At 57.4% G+C, this 17,155-nt stretch carries 24 protein-coding genes; 21 read left to right on the top strand and 3 right to left on the bottom strand.

The window, feature by feature from the left end; genetic code table 11:
• Genes QU667_RS09185 through QU667_RS09175 form a run of 3 tightly spaced genes read right to left on the bottom strand, consistent with a single transcriptional unit; the run spans nt 1 to nt 2,609 of the window.
• The gene (locus QU667_RS09185; protein ID WP_304986876.1) at nt 1–684 is read right to left on the bottom strand and encodes a DarT ssDNA thymidine ADP-ribosyltransferase family protein; all 684 of its coding nucleotides are present in this window, start codon (nt 682–684) and stop codon (nt 1–3) included.
• Nucleotides 681–2,093: a 3'-5' exonuclease gene (locus QU667_RS09180; RefSeq protein WP_304986875.1), complete on the bottom strand. Its 1,413-nt coding sequence runs from the start codon at nt 2,091–2,093 to the stop codon at nt 681–683. The genes QU667_RS09185 and QU667_RS09180 overlap by 4 nt, the downstream gene beginning before the upstream one ends.
• Nucleotides 2,094–2,150: 57 nt before the next feature.
• On the bottom strand, nt 2,151–2,609 hold the full coding sequence (locus QU667_RS09175; protein ID WP_304986874.1) for a low molecular weight protein-tyrosine-phosphatase: 459 nt from the start codon (nt 2,607–2,609) through the stop codon (nt 2,151–2,153).
• A gap of 176 nt (nt 2,610–2,785) precedes the next feature.
• Here QU667_RS09175 and QU667_RS09170 point away from each other — a divergent pair, with 176 nt between their 5' ends.
• From QU667_RS09170 to rplX, 21 genes are all read left to right on the top strand, one after another.
• Nucleotides 2,786–4,438 (top strand): ShlB/FhaC/HecB family hemolysin secretion/activation protein, encoded by a 1,653-nt coding sequence (locus tag QU667_RS09170; protein ID WP_304986873.1) that lies wholly within the window; start codon nt 2,786–2,788, stop codon nt 4,436–4,438.
• A gap of 46 nt (nt 4,439–4,484) precedes the next feature.
• Complete coding sequence (gene trmB / locus QU667_RS09165; RefSeq protein ID WP_304986872.1) at nt 4,485–5,144, top strand: tRNA (guanosine(46)-N7)-methyltransferase TrmB; 660 nt, start codon at nt 4,485–4,487, stop codon at nt 5,142–5,144.
• Nucleotides 5,144–6,325, top strand: coding sequence for an FtsW/RodA/SpoVE family cell cycle protein (locus QU667_RS09160; RefSeq protein ID WP_304986871.1), 1,182 nt, complete (start codon nt 5,144–5,146; stop codon nt 6,323–6,325). Before trmB ends, QU667_RS09160 begins: the two co-directional genes overlap by 1 nt.
• Nucleotides 6,326–6,473: 148 nt before the next feature.
• Nucleotides 6,474–6,719 carry a ribosomal L7Ae/L30e/S12e/Gadd45 family protein gene (locus tag QU667_RS09155; RefSeq protein WP_304986870.1) on the top strand — a complete coding sequence of 82 codons (246 nt, stop codon included), beginning with the start codon at nt 6,474–6,476 and terminating at the stop codon, nt 6,717–6,719.
• Between the two features lie 62 nt (nt 6,720–6,781).
• Entirely contained in the window at nt 6,782–7,159 is a 378-nt protein-coding gene (gene rpsL / locus QU667_RS09150) for a 30S ribosomal protein S12 (protein ID WP_006692922.1), read from the top strand.
• Nucleotides 7,160–7,186: 27 nt separating this feature from the next.
• A complete protein-coding gene (gene rpsG / locus QU667_RS09145) occupies nt 7,187–7,657 on the top strand; it encodes a 30S ribosomal protein S7 (protein ID WP_006692921.1) in 471 nt (156 codons plus the stop codon).
• A 34-nt stretch (nt 7,658–7,691) separates the two neighbouring features.
• Nucleotides 7,692–9,770, top strand: a complete 2,079-nt coding sequence (gene fusA, locus QU667_RS09140; RefSeq protein WP_304986869.1) for an elongation factor G — start codon at nt 7,692–7,694, stop codon at nt 9,768–9,770.
• Between the two features lie 15 nt (nt 9,771–9,785).
• Nucleotides 9,786–10,973, top strand: coding sequence for an elongation factor Tu (gene tuf, locus QU667_RS09135; RefSeq protein WP_304986868.1), 1,188 nt, complete (start codon nt 9,786–9,788; stop codon nt 10,971–10,973).
• A gap of 214 nt (nt 10,974–11,187) precedes the next feature.
• Nucleotides 11,188–11,499 (top strand): 30S ribosomal protein S10, encoded by a 312-nt coding sequence (rpsJ, locus tag QU667_RS09130; RefSeq protein WP_006695835.1) that lies wholly within the window; start codon nt 11,188–11,190, stop codon nt 11,497–11,499.
• A gap of 15 nt (nt 11,500–11,514) precedes the next feature.
• Complete coding sequence (gene rplC / locus QU667_RS09125; RefSeq protein WP_304986867.1) at nt 11,515–12,168, top strand: 50S ribosomal protein L3; 654 nt, start codon at nt 11,515–11,517, stop codon at nt 12,166–12,168.
• A gap of 18 nt (nt 12,169–12,186) precedes the next feature.
• Nucleotides 12,187–12,810, top strand: a complete 624-nt coding sequence (gene rplD / locus QU667_RS09120) for a 50S ribosomal protein L4 (RefSeq protein ID WP_304986866.1) — start codon at nt 12,187–12,189, stop codon at nt 12,808–12,810.
• On the top strand, nt 12,810–13,091 hold the full coding sequence (gene rplW / locus QU667_RS09115; RefSeq protein WP_006307564.1) for a 50S ribosomal protein L23: 282 nt from the start codon (nt 12,810–12,812) through the stop codon (nt 13,089–13,091). Before rplD ends, rplW begins: the two co-directional genes overlap by 1 nt.
• 20 nt (nt 13,092–13,111) lie before the next feature.
• The gene (gene rplB / locus QU667_RS09110; RefSeq protein WP_304986865.1) at nt 13,112–13,939 is read left to right on the top strand and encodes a 50S ribosomal protein L2; all 828 of its coding nucleotides are present in this window, start codon (nt 13,112–13,114) and stop codon (nt 13,937–13,939) included.
• 224 nt (nt 13,940–14,163) lie between these two features.
• Nucleotides 14,164–14,445: a 30S ribosomal protein S19 gene (rpsS, locus tag QU667_RS09105; RefSeq protein ID WP_006307562.1), complete on the top strand. Its 282-nt coding sequence runs from the start codon at nt 14,164–14,166 to the stop codon at nt 14,443–14,445.
• A gap of 18 nt (nt 14,446–14,463) precedes the next feature.
• Nucleotides 14,464–14,802, top strand: coding sequence for a 50S ribosomal protein L22 (gene rplV / locus QU667_RS09100; protein ID WP_006307561.1), 339 nt, complete (start codon nt 14,464–14,466; stop codon nt 14,800–14,802).
• A gap of 16 nt (nt 14,803–14,818) precedes the next feature.
• Entirely contained in the window at nt 14,819–15,490 is a 672-nt protein-coding gene (gene rpsC, locus QU667_RS09095) for a 30S ribosomal protein S3 (protein WP_304986864.1), read from the top strand.
• Complete coding sequence (rplP, locus tag QU667_RS09090) at nt 15,490–15,927, top strand: 50S ribosomal protein L16 (RefSeq protein ID WP_006692913.1); 438 nt, start codon at nt 15,490–15,492, stop codon at nt 15,925–15,927. The genes rpsC and rplP overlap by 1 nt, the downstream gene beginning before the upstream one ends.
• Nucleotides 15,917–16,108, top strand: coding sequence for a 50S ribosomal protein L29 (rpmC, locus tag QU667_RS09085; RefSeq protein WP_006691171.1), 192 nt, complete (start codon nt 15,917–15,919; stop codon nt 16,106–16,108). Before rplP ends, rpmC begins: the two co-directional genes overlap by 11 nt.
• 42 nt (nt 16,109–16,150) lie before the next feature.
• The gene (gene rpsQ, locus QU667_RS09080; RefSeq protein WP_009441255.1) at nt 16,151–16,408 is read left to right on the top strand and encodes a 30S ribosomal protein S17; all 258 of its coding nucleotides are present in this window, start codon (nt 16,151–16,153) and stop codon (nt 16,406–16,408) included.
• Between the two features lie 15 nt (nt 16,409–16,423).
• Nucleotides 16,424–16,792 (top strand): 50S ribosomal protein L14, encoded by a 369-nt coding sequence (gene rplN, locus QU667_RS09075; RefSeq protein ID WP_009657080.1) that lies wholly within the window; start codon nt 16,424–16,426, stop codon nt 16,790–16,792.
• Between the two features lie 15 nt (nt 16,793–16,807).
• Nucleotides 16,808–17,134 carry a 50S ribosomal protein L24 gene (gene rplX, locus QU667_RS09070; protein ID WP_304986863.1) on the top strand — a complete coding sequence of 109 codons (327 nt, stop codon included), beginning with the start codon at nt 16,808–16,810 and terminating at the stop codon, nt 17,132–17,134.
• Nucleotides 17,135–17,155: the final 21 nt, after the last annotated feature.

The following is a 17,155-nucleotide window of genomic DNA, read 5'->3' as shown; positions in this document are numbered from 1 at the left end:
TTAGTACCCCTCCGAAGGATTGTATATGTACTCTTTGGGAACAAGCCCTTTTTTTACCTGCGTGCTCCATGCACTGCTCATTATATCGGGGGCGATGCTGATCGGGCGCGGAGCATCGGCTGTGTTCATCTCCTGCAAAGCATCAACGCGCTTCGCAAGCGCCACATCGTTTACCGCGATTCCGATGATAAATCGACGTGGAATATTATGATGGATCAATATTTCTGCTTGTCCGTCGGTGGGGCAGGAGGGAAGCATGGTCTTTGGCCGGGGGTATTTGAAGGTGGGGACGGTATCGGCAAAGATGGCGTCGATTTCCTCCATGCGATCATGAATGTATTTCCCGTGCTCCGCACTCGCGTTGCCGGGGGAAAATTTTGCAGATTTGCAGTTTAATATCGTTGGAGAAATGTATAGGACGACCCAGTCCCGAAAGAGTCTGTCCGCATTTCTTTGTTTCGCTCCTTCCAGAAACCATGAGTTTGGATACTGTATGGAACAGCATACATATTCCGGTAAACCGTCATATCTGTTTTCGTCGATGGTATCTTTTACATCCGCTGTGATGGCGGCAGTAGCTAATATGCCTTCCTCGGAACTCAGGATGATTGGCAGTTTTTGAAATTTGGTGAAGTGACATAGACGGGTTACGTTGCGCTGTTGCAGAATATCAAAGGCATTCATCCGAGTTCATCTCCGTTGATGCGTTCATAGCTCGAAGCTGTTTGGGGAAACAAGGGGGATAAGGTGTCATGATATGTCATATACAGACCATATTTTGAGCGTGTCGCGCCAACATAGAGCAGTTTCAGTTCATCCGAAAATGCTTCTTCTTTCGATATGGCATCCTCGACAACATTGGGATCGGGCAGAACGTCATCCTCTAAGTTGGGAAGAAATACATGGTCAAACTCCAAGCCTTTTGAGGCATGAAAGGTCGTTAAGAAAATCCCGTTGTCATAGGTGACGTTCGTCAGATATTTGTCAATAATGACAAAACGTGCGTTTGTGGTTTCCAGCAGTCTCTTAAATTTGTTGCGTACGGATATTGTGCGGCAAATGACGGCGACCGAGGATAACTGTCCGAGTTCGATCGCCTGCTTTACGATCCACTGAAATTCACCGGTTCGATCTGCAAATTTGATGAGAAGCGGCTTCGGTCCCTCTGCGAGGGAGGGCAGGGGATCGATCATATCCTCGCTTTTCTGCCAATAGGCACTCTCTGTTATGTCCTTTGCGAAATCTGTGACTGCCCCGGAGTTTCGGTAGTTGGCATCAAATGACCATACCTTATTTGTTTTGATGCCGGAATCACGCCAGGAGAGACGACTTCCATAAATTTGCTGGGCGACATCTCCAAAGAATGTAAAAGATCCGTCGGGTGCAGCCAAGGCGACCAGCGAGCGGATCATTGTCGGCGACAAGTCCTGTCCCTCATCGACAATGATATGCCTGTAGAGATGCTCGGATGAATCTTCCTGTAGGTCTTTGCAGACATGAAAGGCGATATCATCCCAATCGTACCGCATTCCGGATGCGGTACGCGAAGCGATATACTTTTCATAGGCCATATACGTCCATTTCCTGTTTTTTCGCGCAAGATAAGCGCCGGAACGACCAATACGTTCGCTTCCTTCATATTCTTCAAAATCATTAAAGCCAAATTTTTCTATGAATGAAATTTCATCGACGAAGAATTGTGTGGGACGTTTGAAGGTGCTTTCTTTTGCATACTTTTTGCGCAGTTCGGTCAATACTTCCTCGACCAATGTATATGTCTCTTTGGAATCGGCGATTTTTGTACCTCTGGGCCACTTCCCGCGCGCGTGCAGGTATTGATAAGCAACTTTGTGATAGTTTTTGATGATGAGGTTTTCGGGAATGGTGTGGAGAATAGAGCGCATATACTCCATCAGTGCATTGTTGAATGCAACCAGTAATACCTTGTCGTTTTTGTGGAGTGTGCTTAAATATTTGGCACGCAGCAAGGCGATTGTGGTTTTGCCGCTTCCGGCTGTTCCTAAAACGATAATATGTCCCTTCGGTGGCAGTGCCAGGACTTCGTTTTGTTTTCCTTTGGGGTGGATTTGCATAGCGGTTCCTTTCTGCGTGTACGGTTCGCATTCCCTATGTATTTCGTCCGTGTGTTTTTATCCGTTTTTTATCAGTTCCTTTAATAGCGCATGACACCCCGCATCCACGTCACGATAGGTCACGTCGAAGTTGCCGGTGTACCACGGGTCGGCGACGTCGCGTTCCTCGCCGCTATAGGAGAGGAGGCGGCGGACTTTGCGGTCGGGGTCGCCGCCCGTGAGGCGGTCGAGGTCGTTCATGTTCTCGGTGTCCATGCCGATGATGTGATCGAATGCGCTGTAGTCGGCGGCGGTCATCAGTGTGGCGCGACGTTTCTCGAACGGGATGTTATGTGCGCGGAGAACTTCGCGTGTGCCGCGATGGGTGTCGCTGCCGATCTCGTCACGGTGGAGCGCCTTGGACTCCACAAGGATTTTATCGGCAAGCCCCGCTTCGCGCACGAGGTGTTTCATGACGAACTCCGCCATCGGGGAGCGGCAGATGTTGCCGTGGCAGACGAATAATATTTTCTTCATCATCTATGCTCCTGTCTGTATACTGTTCTTTTCCAAAGTTTACCGCAATCATATGCGGATTGCAACCGCGCCGCCCGTCCTGCCTTGTGTTTTCCCCCCGAAAATGCTAGAATGTAGTCGAATTATTGGCCGTGTTTAGGAGCTGTGATACGAACGTGCGAGATGGGATGAGCCATATGGAAAAGGGTATGATGCTGCGTGCAGGGCTTGCGGCGTGTATTTGTGCGGGACTTGCAGCGCAGGGAACTGCGGGGCTTGCTGCGCCGTCTTTGGCGCGTCCGGGGGCGGATGTCGCGAGTGAGCAGCCGCCGTCTGAGATCGGTGTGGAGGACGGTGTGCCGCGCTATCGCCAGGACGGGGACGATGCACAGTTTACGATTGAGAACTTCATTATGGAGGCACCCGATCTCGTCCTCGACAAGGATGCGCTTTCGCGTATTCTTTCCGAGGGGATGGGGGAGAAGCGTACGATGGCGCAGCTGCGGCAGACGGTGGACGAGCTGACGTCCTACTGCCGCAGTCACGGCTATCCTGCTGCTGCGGTGTATCTGCCGCCGCAGGAGAGTACGGACGGCGTGGTGGTGCTGCGCGTTCTGCCGGGGCGTTACGATGAGATTGCGATCGAGAATAAGAGCCGCCTCAGAACGCCTGTGGCGCGGCGTATTATCGCAGGGCTCAAAACGGGCGATATTATCACGACCGAACGTCTGGAGACAGCGCTTTACGGGGTGTCGGATGCGACGGGAGCGCGTGCGGTGGGGGTGCTGAGCCCCGGACGGGAGTTCGGTACGAGCAAGCTGACGGTGCGCATCGAGGACTCGAAGGAGTCGAATACGGTTTTCTATGTAGAGAACTACGGCAGCCCGTCGACGGGGCGGTATCGCTACGGTCTGCAGGAGACGCTTTACGATCCGTCGGGGACGGGCGATAAGGTAAATCTCGGTACGCTGATTTCGAACGGGAGTCTGCGCAATTTCTATGCGAACTATGAAACGGTGGTCGGGCATGGCGGTTCGACACTGGGCATTGGTGTTTCGCGTATGAATTACAAGGTGGGCAGGGAGCTCTCTCCGATCGGTGCGGAGGGCAATTCGCTGACGCTCACGCTGTTCGGACAGGCTCCGCTCTATCATCTGACGGAGCGCAGTCTCATTTTCCGTTACGGCTATAACTATCGCAATCTGAATGACGACATCACGGGGTTCGATCTGAGGGGCAAGAAGCACACCCACAGTCTTTATGCGGGGCTGGTCGGTATGCAGCGGTCGCGCGGGCTGATGCTGAACTATACGGCGAATCTGACGGTCGGGTCGCTGGGGCTGGACTCGGACTACAGCCGTGTGTTGGGGGCGCTGAACCACACGGAGGACGGAACGTATGCGAAGCTCGAAGCGGATGTGACGGCGGTGCAGCAGCTCGGGCACAGCACCGATTTTATGGTCAAGGTTTCGGGGCAGAAGGCGAGTCGCAATCTCGACAGCTCGGAGGAGTTCTACCTCGGCGGTCCGAACGGTGTGCGTGCCTACGCGCAGGGCGAGGGGACGGGCGACGAGGGTGCGCTCGGCACGGCGGAACTGCGCTGGCGCACGCCGCTACGCGGACTGACGCTGAGTACGTTCTACGATGCGGGCGCGGTGCGTGTGAGCAAGGGCATGGACGGCGCGGATCGTGTGACGCTGCGCGGTTGGGGATTCGGCGCGGCGTACAGTGAGCCGGGCGACTGGTTCGCGCGGCTGGACTATGCCAAGCGGATCGGGCTGGATTCGTCGGTGTCGGTAAAGAACAACGCGAAGAACCGCGTCTGGTTCATGGCGGGAAAGATTTGGTAATCGGTCTGTTTTCTGCGCGGCAGAACGGGGATGAGCGGGATATACTATGAGACTGAGACGAAAACCGTGGATTGATGCGGCGATTCTGGACTATGCGGACTTTGTGACGCCGCTCGGCGGCGACTGGTCGAAATGCGCGGGAGCATGGGCGGAGACGTTTGGGCGCACAGCGCCGCTTCACGTGGAGATCGGCGTGGGTAAGGGCGATTTTCTGACGGAACTGGCGGCGCGTCATCCCGAGGTGAACTATGTCGGGCTTGAGGCGCAGCAGGGGGTGCTCTACTTTGCCGCACGGAAGGCGGCGGCGCGTGCACTGTCGAATGTGCGGCTGCTCGTTTTTGATGCGGTGCATTTGACGGAGCTCTTTACACCCGGCGAAGTGGACCGCATCTATCTGAATTTCTCCGATCCGTGGCCGAAGGCACGTCATGCGAAGCGTCGGCTGACGAGCGAGCTTTTCCTTGCACGGTATGCGGCTGTTCTGCGTGAGGATGGAGAGATTCACTTTAAGACGGACAATATGGGGCTGTTCGACTACTCGCTTGAAACAATGGAGCGCGAGGGGTGGCAGCTCTCGCGCGTGACGCACGATCTCCATGCGCTCGGTGAGGCGGACAATATCATGACGGAGTATGAACGCAAATTCAGCGCACGCGGGGCGAAGATCGGGCGCGTTGTGGCGCGTCCGCCCGTGGGGCGTGCGTGATGCGTACGCGCTATACGCTCTTTAAGAGTGAGACGGAGCCGATTGTCATCATCATGGCGATTCTCCTCGTGACGGGGACGATCAATGTATTCAGTTCGAGCTATGTGCTTGCGGCGATGAATTTTGAGAATCCGTATTATTTTTTGCAGCGGCATCTGGCGTGGGTCTTTCTCGGGCTGATTGCGTGTTGGCTCTGTCGGCGCATGAACTATCAACGGATGCGCGGGTGGATGTTTCTCGGGATGGGGATCACGGTGTTTCTGCTGATCGCTGTGCTCTTTGTCGGAACGACGATCAATGGGGCGCAGCGGTGGATTGCACTCGGGCCTTTGAGCTTCCAGCCTGCGGAGTTCGCAAAGCTGATGGCGGTTCTGATGGGGGCGTTTTCGATCTCGGCGGTGCTCGGCAAGGAACGCTTTCGGCTTGATCGGGATGGAGGGCGCGTTTTTACGCCGTTTGGTGCGATTCTCGTGATGGCGTTCCTCGTCTACCGCGAGCCGGATTTTGGGACGGCGTGCATTGTGTTCGGTGTGCCTCTCTTGATGGCGCTTGTGCTGCTTGTGCCGCCGCGCCGCTGGCTGTGGATCGTGCCGCCGACGGTGCTCGCGGCGTTTGCCATCGGGACGTTGCAGCCCTACCGCATGAAGCGCCTTGAGGTCTGGTTCGATCCGTGGTCGGATGCGCGTGATGCGGGCTATCAGATGGTGCAGTCGCTCTCGACGATCGGTTCGGGCGGGATCTTCGGCATGGGCTTCGGCGACGGTGTGAGCAAGTATGAGTATCTGCCGGAGGCGCATACGGATTTTGCGTTTGCGATTTTCAGTCAGGAACACGGGTTTTTCGGGGTGCTGCTGATCTTCTTCCTGTTTGCGGTGCTGCTCATCACCTGTATGCGTGTGGCGGCGCGTGCCAAGGATACGTTCGGGCAGGTGCTCGCGCTCGGCATTATCTTCCTTGTGCTCGGGCAGGCACTGGCGAATCTCGCGATGGTGGCGGGACTGCTGCCCGTCGTGGGGGTGCCGCTGCCGTTCATCAGCTACGGCGGTTCGTCGCTGATCGTGACGATGGCGGGCATGGGAATGCTGCTCGGTATTGCCGACCGCAGCCGACCGCAGCCGTCCGTACAGTCAAAGGAGAAGGAACGGGAGAAGCGACGCGAACGCATTCATGTGGTACGATGAGAAGGGGGCGCGTATGCGCCTCTTTTTTATACAAAGCCATAATAAAGATACGCTAGGAGAGGTGTAAATAGGAAACTTTGTAAAATATGCGTTGACAAGCGTTTTTACGAATGATATTATGTGACAGTCCCCTTTTTGGAGGTGAACTATGTCTCTGGAAAAATTGCGTACAGCACGCACGGTCGCCGGTATTCATCAGGTGTGCAAGGCGGTGAGGAATGGCGCGGCGGAGATGGTGTTCATCGCGAGCGATGTGGACGGGCGCGTGCTCGGCTCTTTGCTCGCAGCGTGTGGGGACGCAGGGATTACCCCCGACCGCTCGGCGACGAAAGCGCAGCTTGGCGCTGCGGTGCGCCTCGATGTGGGCGCGGCGGCGGTCGCAGTCCTACGGTAAAAACGCAATTTTGCGTTTTCATACAAAAGATTTGAAACGACGACAAAGGAAGGAGGTGCAGTATGCCAACGATCAATCAGCTCATTCGCAAGAGCCGGAAGAGCCTTGAGGAGAAATCGAAAGCACCAGCACTGAAGAACAGCCCGCAGAAGCGCGGCGTCTGCACGCGTGTCTACACGTCCACGCCGAAGAAGCCGAACTCTGCTCTTAGAAAGGTTGCTCGTGTTCGCCTGACGAACAGCATCGAGGTGACCGCATACATTCCCGGAATCGGGCACAATCTGCAGGAGCACAGCGTCGTCCTCATTCGCGGCGGCCGTGTCAAGGATCTGCCGGGTGTCCGTTACCACATCATTCGCGGCTCGCTCGATACCGCAGGTGTGCAGAACCGCGCACAGGGGCGTTCGAAGTACGGCGCGAAGCGCGCAAAGAAGAAGTAAGGCAGTATATCGTTAGGAGGTTGGGCTATGCCACGTAAGGGCCCTGTGCCGAAGAGGGATGTTCTGCCGGATCCGGTATATCATTCCAAGACGGTGACAAAGTTTATCAACAAGGTTATGCTCTCGGGCAAGAAGAGTGTCGCACAGCGCGTCGTCTACGATGCGTTTGACACGATTCGCGAGAAGACGGGGCAGGATCCGCTTGAGGTGTTCGAGACGGCTCTGCGCAACGTCATGCCGGTGCTTGAGGTCAAGGCACGCCGCGTCGGCGGCGCCAACTATCAGGTTCCGGTCGAGGTTCGTGCGGATCGCCGCATGACGCTCGGTATCCGTTGGCTTGTCGGCTATGCGCGTCTGCGCGGCGAGAAGACGATGGATGCACGCCTCTCGGCAGAGCTGATGGACGCTGCGAACAATACGGGCGCAGCGATCAAGAAGAAGGAAGATACGCACAAGATGGCGGAGGCCAACAAGGCGTTCGCACATTATCGCTGGTAATATTTACCGGTAGTGTAAGGAGCGATAGGAAACAGTGGCAAGAGAATATTCCCTTGAAAAAACGCGGAATATCGGCATCATGGCGCACATTGATGCCGGCAAAACGACGACCACCGAGCGCATTCTCTTCTACACGGGCGTAACGCACAAGATCGGCGAGGTTCATGAGGGCGCTGCCACCATGGACTGGATGGTTCAGGAACAGGAACGCGGCATTACGATTACGTCGGCGGCGACGACCTGCCACTGGAAGGACCATCGCATCAATATCATTGATACGCCGGGTCACGTTGACTTTACGGTCGAGGTAGAGCGCTCGCTGCGCGTGTTGGACGGAACGGTGGCCGTTCTGACCGCACGCGGCGGCGTTGAGCCGCAGACAGAGACGGTCTGGCGTCAGGCGGAGCGCTACAATGTTCCGCGCATGGCGTATGTCAACAAGATGGACATTACGGGCGCAGATTTCTTCAATGTTATGAAGATGATGCGCGAGCGCCTCAATGCGAACCCGGTGGCAATTCAGCTGCCGATCGGCGCGGAGGATGAGTTCAGGGGCATCATCGACCTTGTGAAGATGGATGCCATCGTTTACGAGGATGACCTCGGGAAAGTGACGGACGAGGTCGAGATTCCCGAGGGGTACAAAGAACAGGCAGAGGAGTACCGTGAGAAGCTGATCGAGGCGTGCGCTGAGGCAGACGATGATCTCATGGAGAAGTACCTCGGCGGCGAGGAGGTCACGGAGGATGAGATCCGCCGTGCAATCCGCAAGGCGACGATTGCCTGCCAGATGACACCGGTCACCTGCGGCACATCGTACCGCAACAAGGGGGTACAGCCCCTCCTCGATGCGATTGTTGACTATATGCCGGCACCGACGGACATCCCGCCGATTGCGGGTGTGAACCCCGATACGGGCGAGGCGGACAGCCGCCCGTCCTCGGATACGGCACCGTTCTCGGCACTTGCGTTTAAGATCATGACGGATCCGTTCGTCGGCAAGCTCGCGTTCTTCCGCGTCTACTCGGGTACGCTGAACTCCGGCTCGTATGTCTACAATGCGACGAAGGACAACAAGGAACGCATCGGCCGCATCCTCCAGATGCACGCGAACAACCGCAAGGAGATCGACGTGGTCTACAGCGGCGACATTGCGGCGGCGGTCGGACTCAAGAACACGACGACGGGCGACACGCTCTGCGATGAGAACAAGCCGATTATCCTTGAGTCGATGGAGTTCCCCGATCCGGTTATCTCCGTTGCGGTGGAACCGGCGACAAAGAACGATCAGGAGAAGATGGGCATCGCCCTCCAGAAGCTCGCGGAGGAGGATCCGACGTTCCGCGTTCATACGGATGCGGAGACGGGACAGGTTATCATCTCGGGCATGGGCGAGCTGCACCTGCAGATCATCGTCGACCGTATGCTCCGCGAGTTCAAGGTCGACTGCAAGGTTGGCGAGCCGCAGGTTGCGTACCGCGAGACGATCCGCAAGTCGGTCAAGGCAGAGGGCAAGTTTGTCCGTCAGTCCGGCGGTCACGGCCAGTACGGTCACTGCTGGCTCGAACTCATTCCGCAGGAGGCGGGCGAGGGCTTCAGCTTCGAGAACAAGGTCGTCGGCGGTGTGATTCCGAAGGAATTCATCAACCCGATCGAGGCGGGTGTCAAACAGGCGATGGAGGGCGGCGTGGTCGCCGGCTATCCGATGGTCGACATCAAGGTTATCGTTTACGACGGCTCGTTCCACGAGGTCGACTCGTCCGAGGCGGCGTTCAAGGTGGCAGGTTCGATGGCGTTCAAGGCGGGTGCCGAGAAGGCAAACCCTGTGCTCCTTGAGCCGTATGTCAAGGTTGAGGTCACGGTTCCCGAGGAGTACATGGGCGACGTGATCGGCGACCTGAACTCGCGCCGCGGACGCATCGACGGTATGGAGCCGCGCAACGGCGTGCAGGTCATCAACGCATTTGTGCCGCTCTCGGAGATGTTCGGCTACTCGACGGATCTCCGTTCCAAAACTCAGGGTCGCGGGAACTACTCGATGGAGGTTTCCTTCTACGATGAAGTTCCTAAGAATATAGCTGACGCTGTAGTCGCCAAGAACAAAGGCGAATAAGGAGGAAAATTTAGAATGGCAAAGGAAAAGTTTAACCGCAGTAAGCCCCATGTCAACATCGGCACGATCGGTCACGTTGACCACGGCAAGACGACGCTGACGGCTGCGATCACGAAGGTTCTCTCCGAGAAGGGCTATGCGAAGTTCGAGGACTATGCGGACATCGACAAGGCTCCGGAGGAGCGCGAGCGCGGCATCACGATCAACACGGCGCACGTTGAGTATGAGACGGACAACCGTCACTATGCACACGTTGACTGCCCGGGTCACGCGGACTATGTCAAGAACATGATCACGGGTGCGGCGCAGATGGACGGCGCGATCCTCGTTGTCTCCGCTGCGGACGGTCCGATGCCCCAGACGCGTGAGCACATCCTGCTCGCCCGCCAGGTCGGCGTTCCGGCTCTCGTTGTGTTCCTCAACAAGGTTGACCAGGTTGACGATGACGAACTCCTTGAGCTCGTTGAGATGGAAGTCCGCGAGCTGCTCTCGCAGTATGAGTTCCCCGGCGACGACATCCCCGTTATTGCAGGCTCCGCACTCAAGGCTCTTGAGGGCGACGAGGCAATGAAGGCAAAGATCTTCGAGCTGATGGATGCGGTTGATTCCTACATTCCGACGCCGACGCGTGACACGGACAAGCCGTTCCTCATGCCGGTTGAGGACGTGTTCACAATCACGGGTCGCGGCACGGTTGCCACGGGGCGTGTGGAGCGCGGCGAGCTGAAGCTGAACGATACGGTTGAGATCGTCGGCCTCCAGGATGAGGCGCGCAGCACGGTCGTTACGGGCATCGAGATGTTCCGCAAGCTGCTCGATAGTGCGGTTGCGGGCGACAACATCGGTGCACTGCTTCGCGGCGTGGATCGTAAGGACATCGAGCGCGGTCAGGTTCTTGCAAAGCCCGGCTCCATCAAGCCGCACACGAAGTTCAAGGCACAGGTCTACGTCCTGACGAAGGAAGAGGGCGGCCGTCATACGCCGTTCTTCACGAACTATCGTCCCCAGTTCTACTTCCGTACGACGGACGTGACGGGCGTTGTCCGTCTCCCCGAGGGCACGGAGATGGTCATGCCCGGCGATAACGTCGAGATGGAAGTCGAGCTCATCACCCCGATCGCGATCGAGCAGGGCCTCCGCTTCGCTATCCGCGAGGGCGGCCACACGGTCGGTGCGGGTCGTGTTACGGCAATCGAGGGCTAATCACCCTTACTGATATTCCCTAGGGAGAGGAGCGGCGCTCGCGTCGCTCCTTTTCGGGGGATTAAGTGAAAACTTCTTTTCATCTTTTGGAATCATACGACAGACGACGTACTCCATGCGATGACATGGCAGATGGCTATGCCCCGTGGGGGCAGAGGGAACTGCCGTGGAGAAATGTTTGGGGCGCGACCCCGGACGAAGGAGGAAAACTACTTTGGCGAAACAGCAGAAAATCAGAATTCGTTTGAAGGCCTACGACCACAAGGCGCTTGACCAGAGTGCGGCGAAGATCGTCGACACGGCAAAGAAGACAGGCGCAATGGTCTCAGGGCCAATCCCACTTCCGACGGAGAAGAACGTCTACACGATTCTCCGTTCTCCGCACGTCAACAAGGACTCGCGCGAGCAGTTCGAGATGCGCACGCACAAGCGTCTCATCGACATCCTGCAGCCGACGAACAAGACGGTCGATTCGCTCATGCGTCTCGATCTGCCTGCCGGCGTTGACATCGAGATTAAGCTCTAATAGGAGGTGGAAGCCTTGGCTAAGGCTATTTTAGGAAGAAAACTGGGCATGACCCAGATCTTCACAGAGGAAGGCCGCGTCATTCCCGTGACGGTCGTTGAGTCGGGCAACAACTTCGTGCTCCGGAACAAGACCGACGAGACGGACGGCTACAACGCTGTGCAGATCGGGTTCGGCGATGTAAAGGAGAAGAACGTCACGAAGCCGCTCAAGGGTCAGTTTGAGAAGGCGGGCGTGAAGGCGGTGCGTTTCATTCGTGAGATGCGTCTCGCCGCTCCTTCCGAATACAATGTGGGCGACACGATCGGCGTTGACATCTTCGCCGCAGGCGATCTCGTCGACGTGGTCGGCACGTCCAAGGGCAAGGGCTTCGCGGGCGGCATCAAGCGTCACAACTTCGCACGCGGCCCCATGGGGCACGGCTCGAAGTCGCACCGTGAGCCGGGCTCGACGGGTGCGATGATCTCCGGTCCCGGCGGACGTGTCCTCAAGGGCAAGAAGCTCCCCGGCCGCATGGGCGGCGAGCGCGTCACGGTGCAGCGCCTGACGATTGTCCGCGTGGACAGTGACCGCAACCTCATCCTCATCAAGGGCGCGATTCCGGGCCCGAAGAAGGGATTTGTCGTAATCAAAGATACCGTTAAGCCTCTTAAGGCAGCGAAAGAATAAGGAAGGGGGAATCGCAGCATGGCGAATGTAGCAGTATATGATATGTCGCATAATCAGGTTGGCGAGATCAGCCTCAGCGACGAGTTCTTCAATGTCGAAATGAATGCCGGCCTCCTTCATCAGGCGGTTGTCCTCCAGCTCGCATCGCAGCGGCTCGGCACCCATGCCACGAAGACGCGCGGTCTCGTGCGCGGCGGCGGACGCAAGCCCTGGCGTCAGAAGGGCACGGGTCGTGCCCGCGCAGGTTCGACGCGCAGCCCGCTGTGGGTTGGCGGCGGTACGGTCTTTGGCCCGCATCCGCGCAAGTACGGCTTTACGATGCCGCGCAAGCAGCGTCGTCTTGCCCTTAAGTGTGCGCTTTCGGACAAGGTTCGTACGGGCGATTTCATCGTCCTCGACCGGCTCGACTTCGAGGCACCGAAGACGAAGGCAGCCGTGAAACTCCTGAGCGATTTCGGTGTGAATGCAAAGAGCCTCTTCATCACGGCGGACGAAGCTGTGAACGTGGAGCGCTCCACCAGCAATATTCCGGGTGTAAAAGCCATCTCGGCACGTGGAATCAATGTCTATGACATTCTCCATCACGACAAGCTCTTCATTACGAAGGATGCCATCACCCGTATCGAGGAGGTATTCGCATAATGGACGCACGTGATATTCTCGTACGCCCGCTCATCACGGAGCGGACGACGCAGCTCATGGCCGAGGGCAAATACGTCTTCGTCGTTGCAAAGGCTGCAAACAAGATCGAGATTGCAAAGGCGGTCTCGGAGATCTTCAAGGTAAAGGTCGCAAAGGTCAACACGGTCAACGTCATCGGCAAGAAGAAGCGCATGGGTCGCACGCAGGGCAAGCGCCCGGACTACAAGAAGGCCATCGTGAAACTCGCGCCGGGCGAGACCATCGAGTTCTTTGAAGGCTGAGACGAAAGGGAGGTACGAACGTGGCAGTAAAGAGTTTTAAGCCGTATTCTGCCGGCAGACGCTTCATGACGGTCTCTTCCTTCGATGAGATCACAACGGACAAGCCGGAGAAGTCCCTCACCGTCCGCCTGACGAAATCGGGTGGGCGCAACCAGCAGGGCAAACTGACCGTGCGCCATCGCGGCGGCGGTCACAAGCGGCTCTATCGCATCATCGACTTCAAGCGCACGAAGGACGGCATCCCCGCCCGCGTCGCGACGATCGAGTACGATCCGAACCGCAGCGCACGCATTGCGCTTCTGAACTACGCAGATGGCGAGAAGCGTTACATCCTCGCACCGAACGGCCTCAAGGTCGGCGATGTCGTGGAGTCGGGCGCCGAGGCTGACATCAAGCCGGGCAATGCGCTTCCGCTCAAGAATATCCCGCTCGGTACGGTGATCCATGCCGTCGAGCTCAAGATCGGCAAGGGCGCACAGCTCGTCCGCAGCGCGGGAGCGTCCGCGCAGCTCATGGCAAAGGAAGGCGACTACGCACTCCTCCGTATGCCGTCCGGCGAGATTCGCCGTGTGCATGTGAACTGCCGTGCGACGATCGGACAGGTCGGCAACCTTGAGCATGAGAACATCACCATCGGTAAGGCAGGCCGCAGCCGCTGGCTCGGACGCCGCCCGGAGACGCGCGGTATTGCGATGAACCCGAATGACCATCCGCACGGCGGCGGCGAGGGACGTTCGCCGGTCGGACGCAAGAGCCCGATGACGAAGTGGGGCAAGATTGCGATGGGCAAGAAGACGCGCCGCAAGAAGAAGGCGTCGAATCGTCTTATCGTCCACCGCCGTAAGTAATTAACGGCTCATGCGGTCAGACACCCACCTTGGGCATCTTTTCCGCCCTGTCTGCGGAGAGCAAATCCTCCACATAGGAGTATCTATGCGTCCGGTTTGCTCCCTTGACAGAACGAAAAATCTGCTCCAATCTGGGCGTCCCTCTGCATAGCTGATATAGCATCGCAACTTGCAGATAGAACCATCGCCGGGCCGCACTGTGCTCGGCGAAAGGAGGAAAAACTTTGTCAAGATCGATTAAGAAAGGGCCTTTCGTCGCAGAGAGCCTGATGAAGAAGATCGATGCGCTCAACGAAAAGAACGAGAAGAAGGTTGTGCGCACATGGTCGCGCAGCTCGACGATCTTCCCGGATTTCGTCGGCCACACGATCGCTGTCCATGACGGACGCAAGCATGTCCCCGTCTACGTCACGGAGGATATGGTCGGACATAAGCTCGGCGAGTTTGCGCCGACACGTACATTCAAGGGTCACGCGGGCGAAGAGCGCAAGACCTCGCTGCGCTGATAGAGAGGAGGACGATTCGTGGCACAGGAAGTAAAGGCTACTGCCAAATACATCCGTATCGCACCGCGCAAGGTTCGCATTGTGATGAACCTCGTACGCGGCAAGAGCGTTGCTGACGCTCTCGCGATCCTGAAGTTCACGCCGAAGGTCGGCGCGGACGCCGTGGAGAAGGTGCTCCGCTCTGCTGTTGCAAACGCGGAGAACAACTTTGACATGGATGTGGATCGACTGTTCATTTCCTCAGCTTTCGTTGACCAGGGACCGACGCTCAAGCGCATTCATCCGCGCTCACGCGGACAGGCGTTCAAGATTTTGAAGCACACGTCCCACATCACGGTTGCCGTAAACGAAAAGTAATAGGGAGGGAAACAGTTTGGGTCAGAAAGTAAATCCCCATGGCATTCGCCTTGGCATCGTCAAGGATTGGGATGCCCGCTGGTATGCAGACAAGGATTTCGCGCAGAATCTGCACGAGGACATCAAGATTCGCGATTACCTTAAGAACAGCCTCCAGACCGCAGGTGTTCCCCGCGTGGAGACGGAGCGCAGCAAGAACCGCCTGAAGCTCACGATCCACACGGCAAAGCCGGGCATGGTCATCGGACGCGGTGGCTCGGGCATCGAGCAGATCAAAGAGGGGCTCAAGAACCTCACCGAGAAGCGCGTTGACATCAATATCGCGGAGATCAAGCAGCCGGATCTCGACGCGACGCTCGTCGCTGAGAACATTGCGGCACAGCTTGAGCGCCGCATTGCCTTCCGCCGTGCGATGAAGCAGGCGGTCGGGCGCACGATGCGCCTCGGTGCGAAGGGCATCAAGATTGCCGTCAGCGGTCGTCTCGGCGGTGCAGAAATCGCACGTCGCGAGTCCTATCGTGAGGGCAGCATCCCCCTGCACACGCTGCGTGCAGACATCGACTACGGAACGGCTGAGGCACATACAACCTACGGTCGTATCGGCATCAAGGTCTGGATCTTCAAGGGCGAGGTTCTCCCCGACAAGAAGCAGACGCCGAAGAATCATAAGGAAAGGAGCGAGGCGTAATGTTACTCCCAAAGCGCGTGAAATACCGCAAGCAGTTCCGCGGGCGCATGAAGGGCAAGGCACAGCGCGGCAACACGGTCAGCCACGGCCAGTATGGTCTCGTCGCTCTGGAGCCGGCATGGATCACGAACCGCCAGATCGAGGCGGCGCGTATCGCGATGACGCGTTACATCAAGCGCGGTGGTAAGGTCTGGATCAAGATTTTCCCGGACAAGCCGGTCACGGCAAAGCCGGCGGAGACCCGCATGGGATCCGGCAAGGGCTCGCCCGAGTACTGGGTCGCCGTCGTAAAGCCGGGGCGCGTCCTCTTTGAGATGGACGGCGTGGCGCGCGAGGTCGCGGCAGAGGCAATGCGCCTTGCCGGTCACAAGCTCCCGATCAAGACGAAGTTCGTCGTACGCGAAGAAGTAGAGGGCGGTGAAGTGAATGAAGGTTGATGAGATCCGCGGCATGAGTGCCGACGAGCTCACGGAAAAACTCGCGTCGCTCAAGGAAGAGCTCTTTGGCCTCCGTTTTCAGCACGCTACCGGACAGCTCGACAACCCGATGCGTATCAAGGACGTAAAGAAGACGATTGCCCGCATCAAGACCATTCAGCGCGAGCAGGCAAACGCCTAAACGGACATTTTACCGATACGCAGGAAGGAGGCTCATACACACATGAGCGATAGAAACGTACGCAAAGTGAGAATCGGCAAGGTCGTGTCCGACAAGATGGACAAGACCGTTGTCGTTGCTGTCGAGGAGCTCGAACAGCACAAGATGTATAAGAAGCCGGTTAAGAAGACGGTGAAGTTCCACGCGCATGACGAGAAGAACGACGCGCACGTCGGCGACCGTGTTTCCATCATGGAGACGCGTCCGCTCTCCAAGACGAAGCGCTGGCGCGTGGTCGAAGTCGTCGAGCGCGCGAAGTAAGGAGGAACGAAATCAATGATACAGCAGGAAACAATCCTGAATGTCGGCGATAACACAGGAGCGAAGGAAATCCTCTGCATTCGCGTACTGGGCGGCTCGTACCGCAAGTATGCCAACATCGGCGATGTTATCGTCGCCTCCGTCAAGGCGGCAGCGCCGGGCGGCACGGTGAAGAAGGGCGACGTCGTCAAGGCGGTTGTCGTCCGCAGCGTCAAGGGGCTGCGCCGCCCGGACGGTTCCTACATCCGCTTCGATGAGAACGCGGCGGTCATCATCAAGGACGACCACACGCCGCGCGGAACGCGTATCTTTGGACCTGTCGCACGCGAGCTGCGCGAGAAGGATTTCATGAAGATCGTCTCGCTCGCGCCCGAAGTTCTTTAAGGAGGAGGTGTTATTTTGTCGCTGGCAAAACTGAACGTCAAGAAGGGCGATACGGTCGTCGTTCTTTCCGGCAAGGATAAGGGCAAAAAGGGCAAGGTCATTGAGGCTCAGCCGAAGAAGGGCAAGGTCATCGTCGAGGGCGTGAACAAGGTGAAGCGTCACACGAAGCCGAGTCAGAGTGCGCCGCAGGGCGGTATCATCACGAAGGAAGCACCGCTCTTTGCCTCGAAGGTGCAGCTGGTCTGCCCCGCGTGCGGCAAGGCGACGCGCGTCGCCCATCGCATCATCGGCGAGCGCAAGGTGCGCGCCTGCAAGAAGTGCGGCGAGCCGATCGAGCAGTAAGATTCGCGGAAAGGAGGAATA

The organism is Selenomonas dianae (genome assembly GCF_030644225.1).
GTDB classification, from domain to species: domain Bacteria; phylum Bacillota; class Negativicutes; order Selenomonadales; family Selenomonadaceae; genus Centipeda; species Centipeda dianae.
Note: the sequence above shows the minus strand (reverse complement) of the source record. Positions and strands in the feature narration are given on the sequence as shown.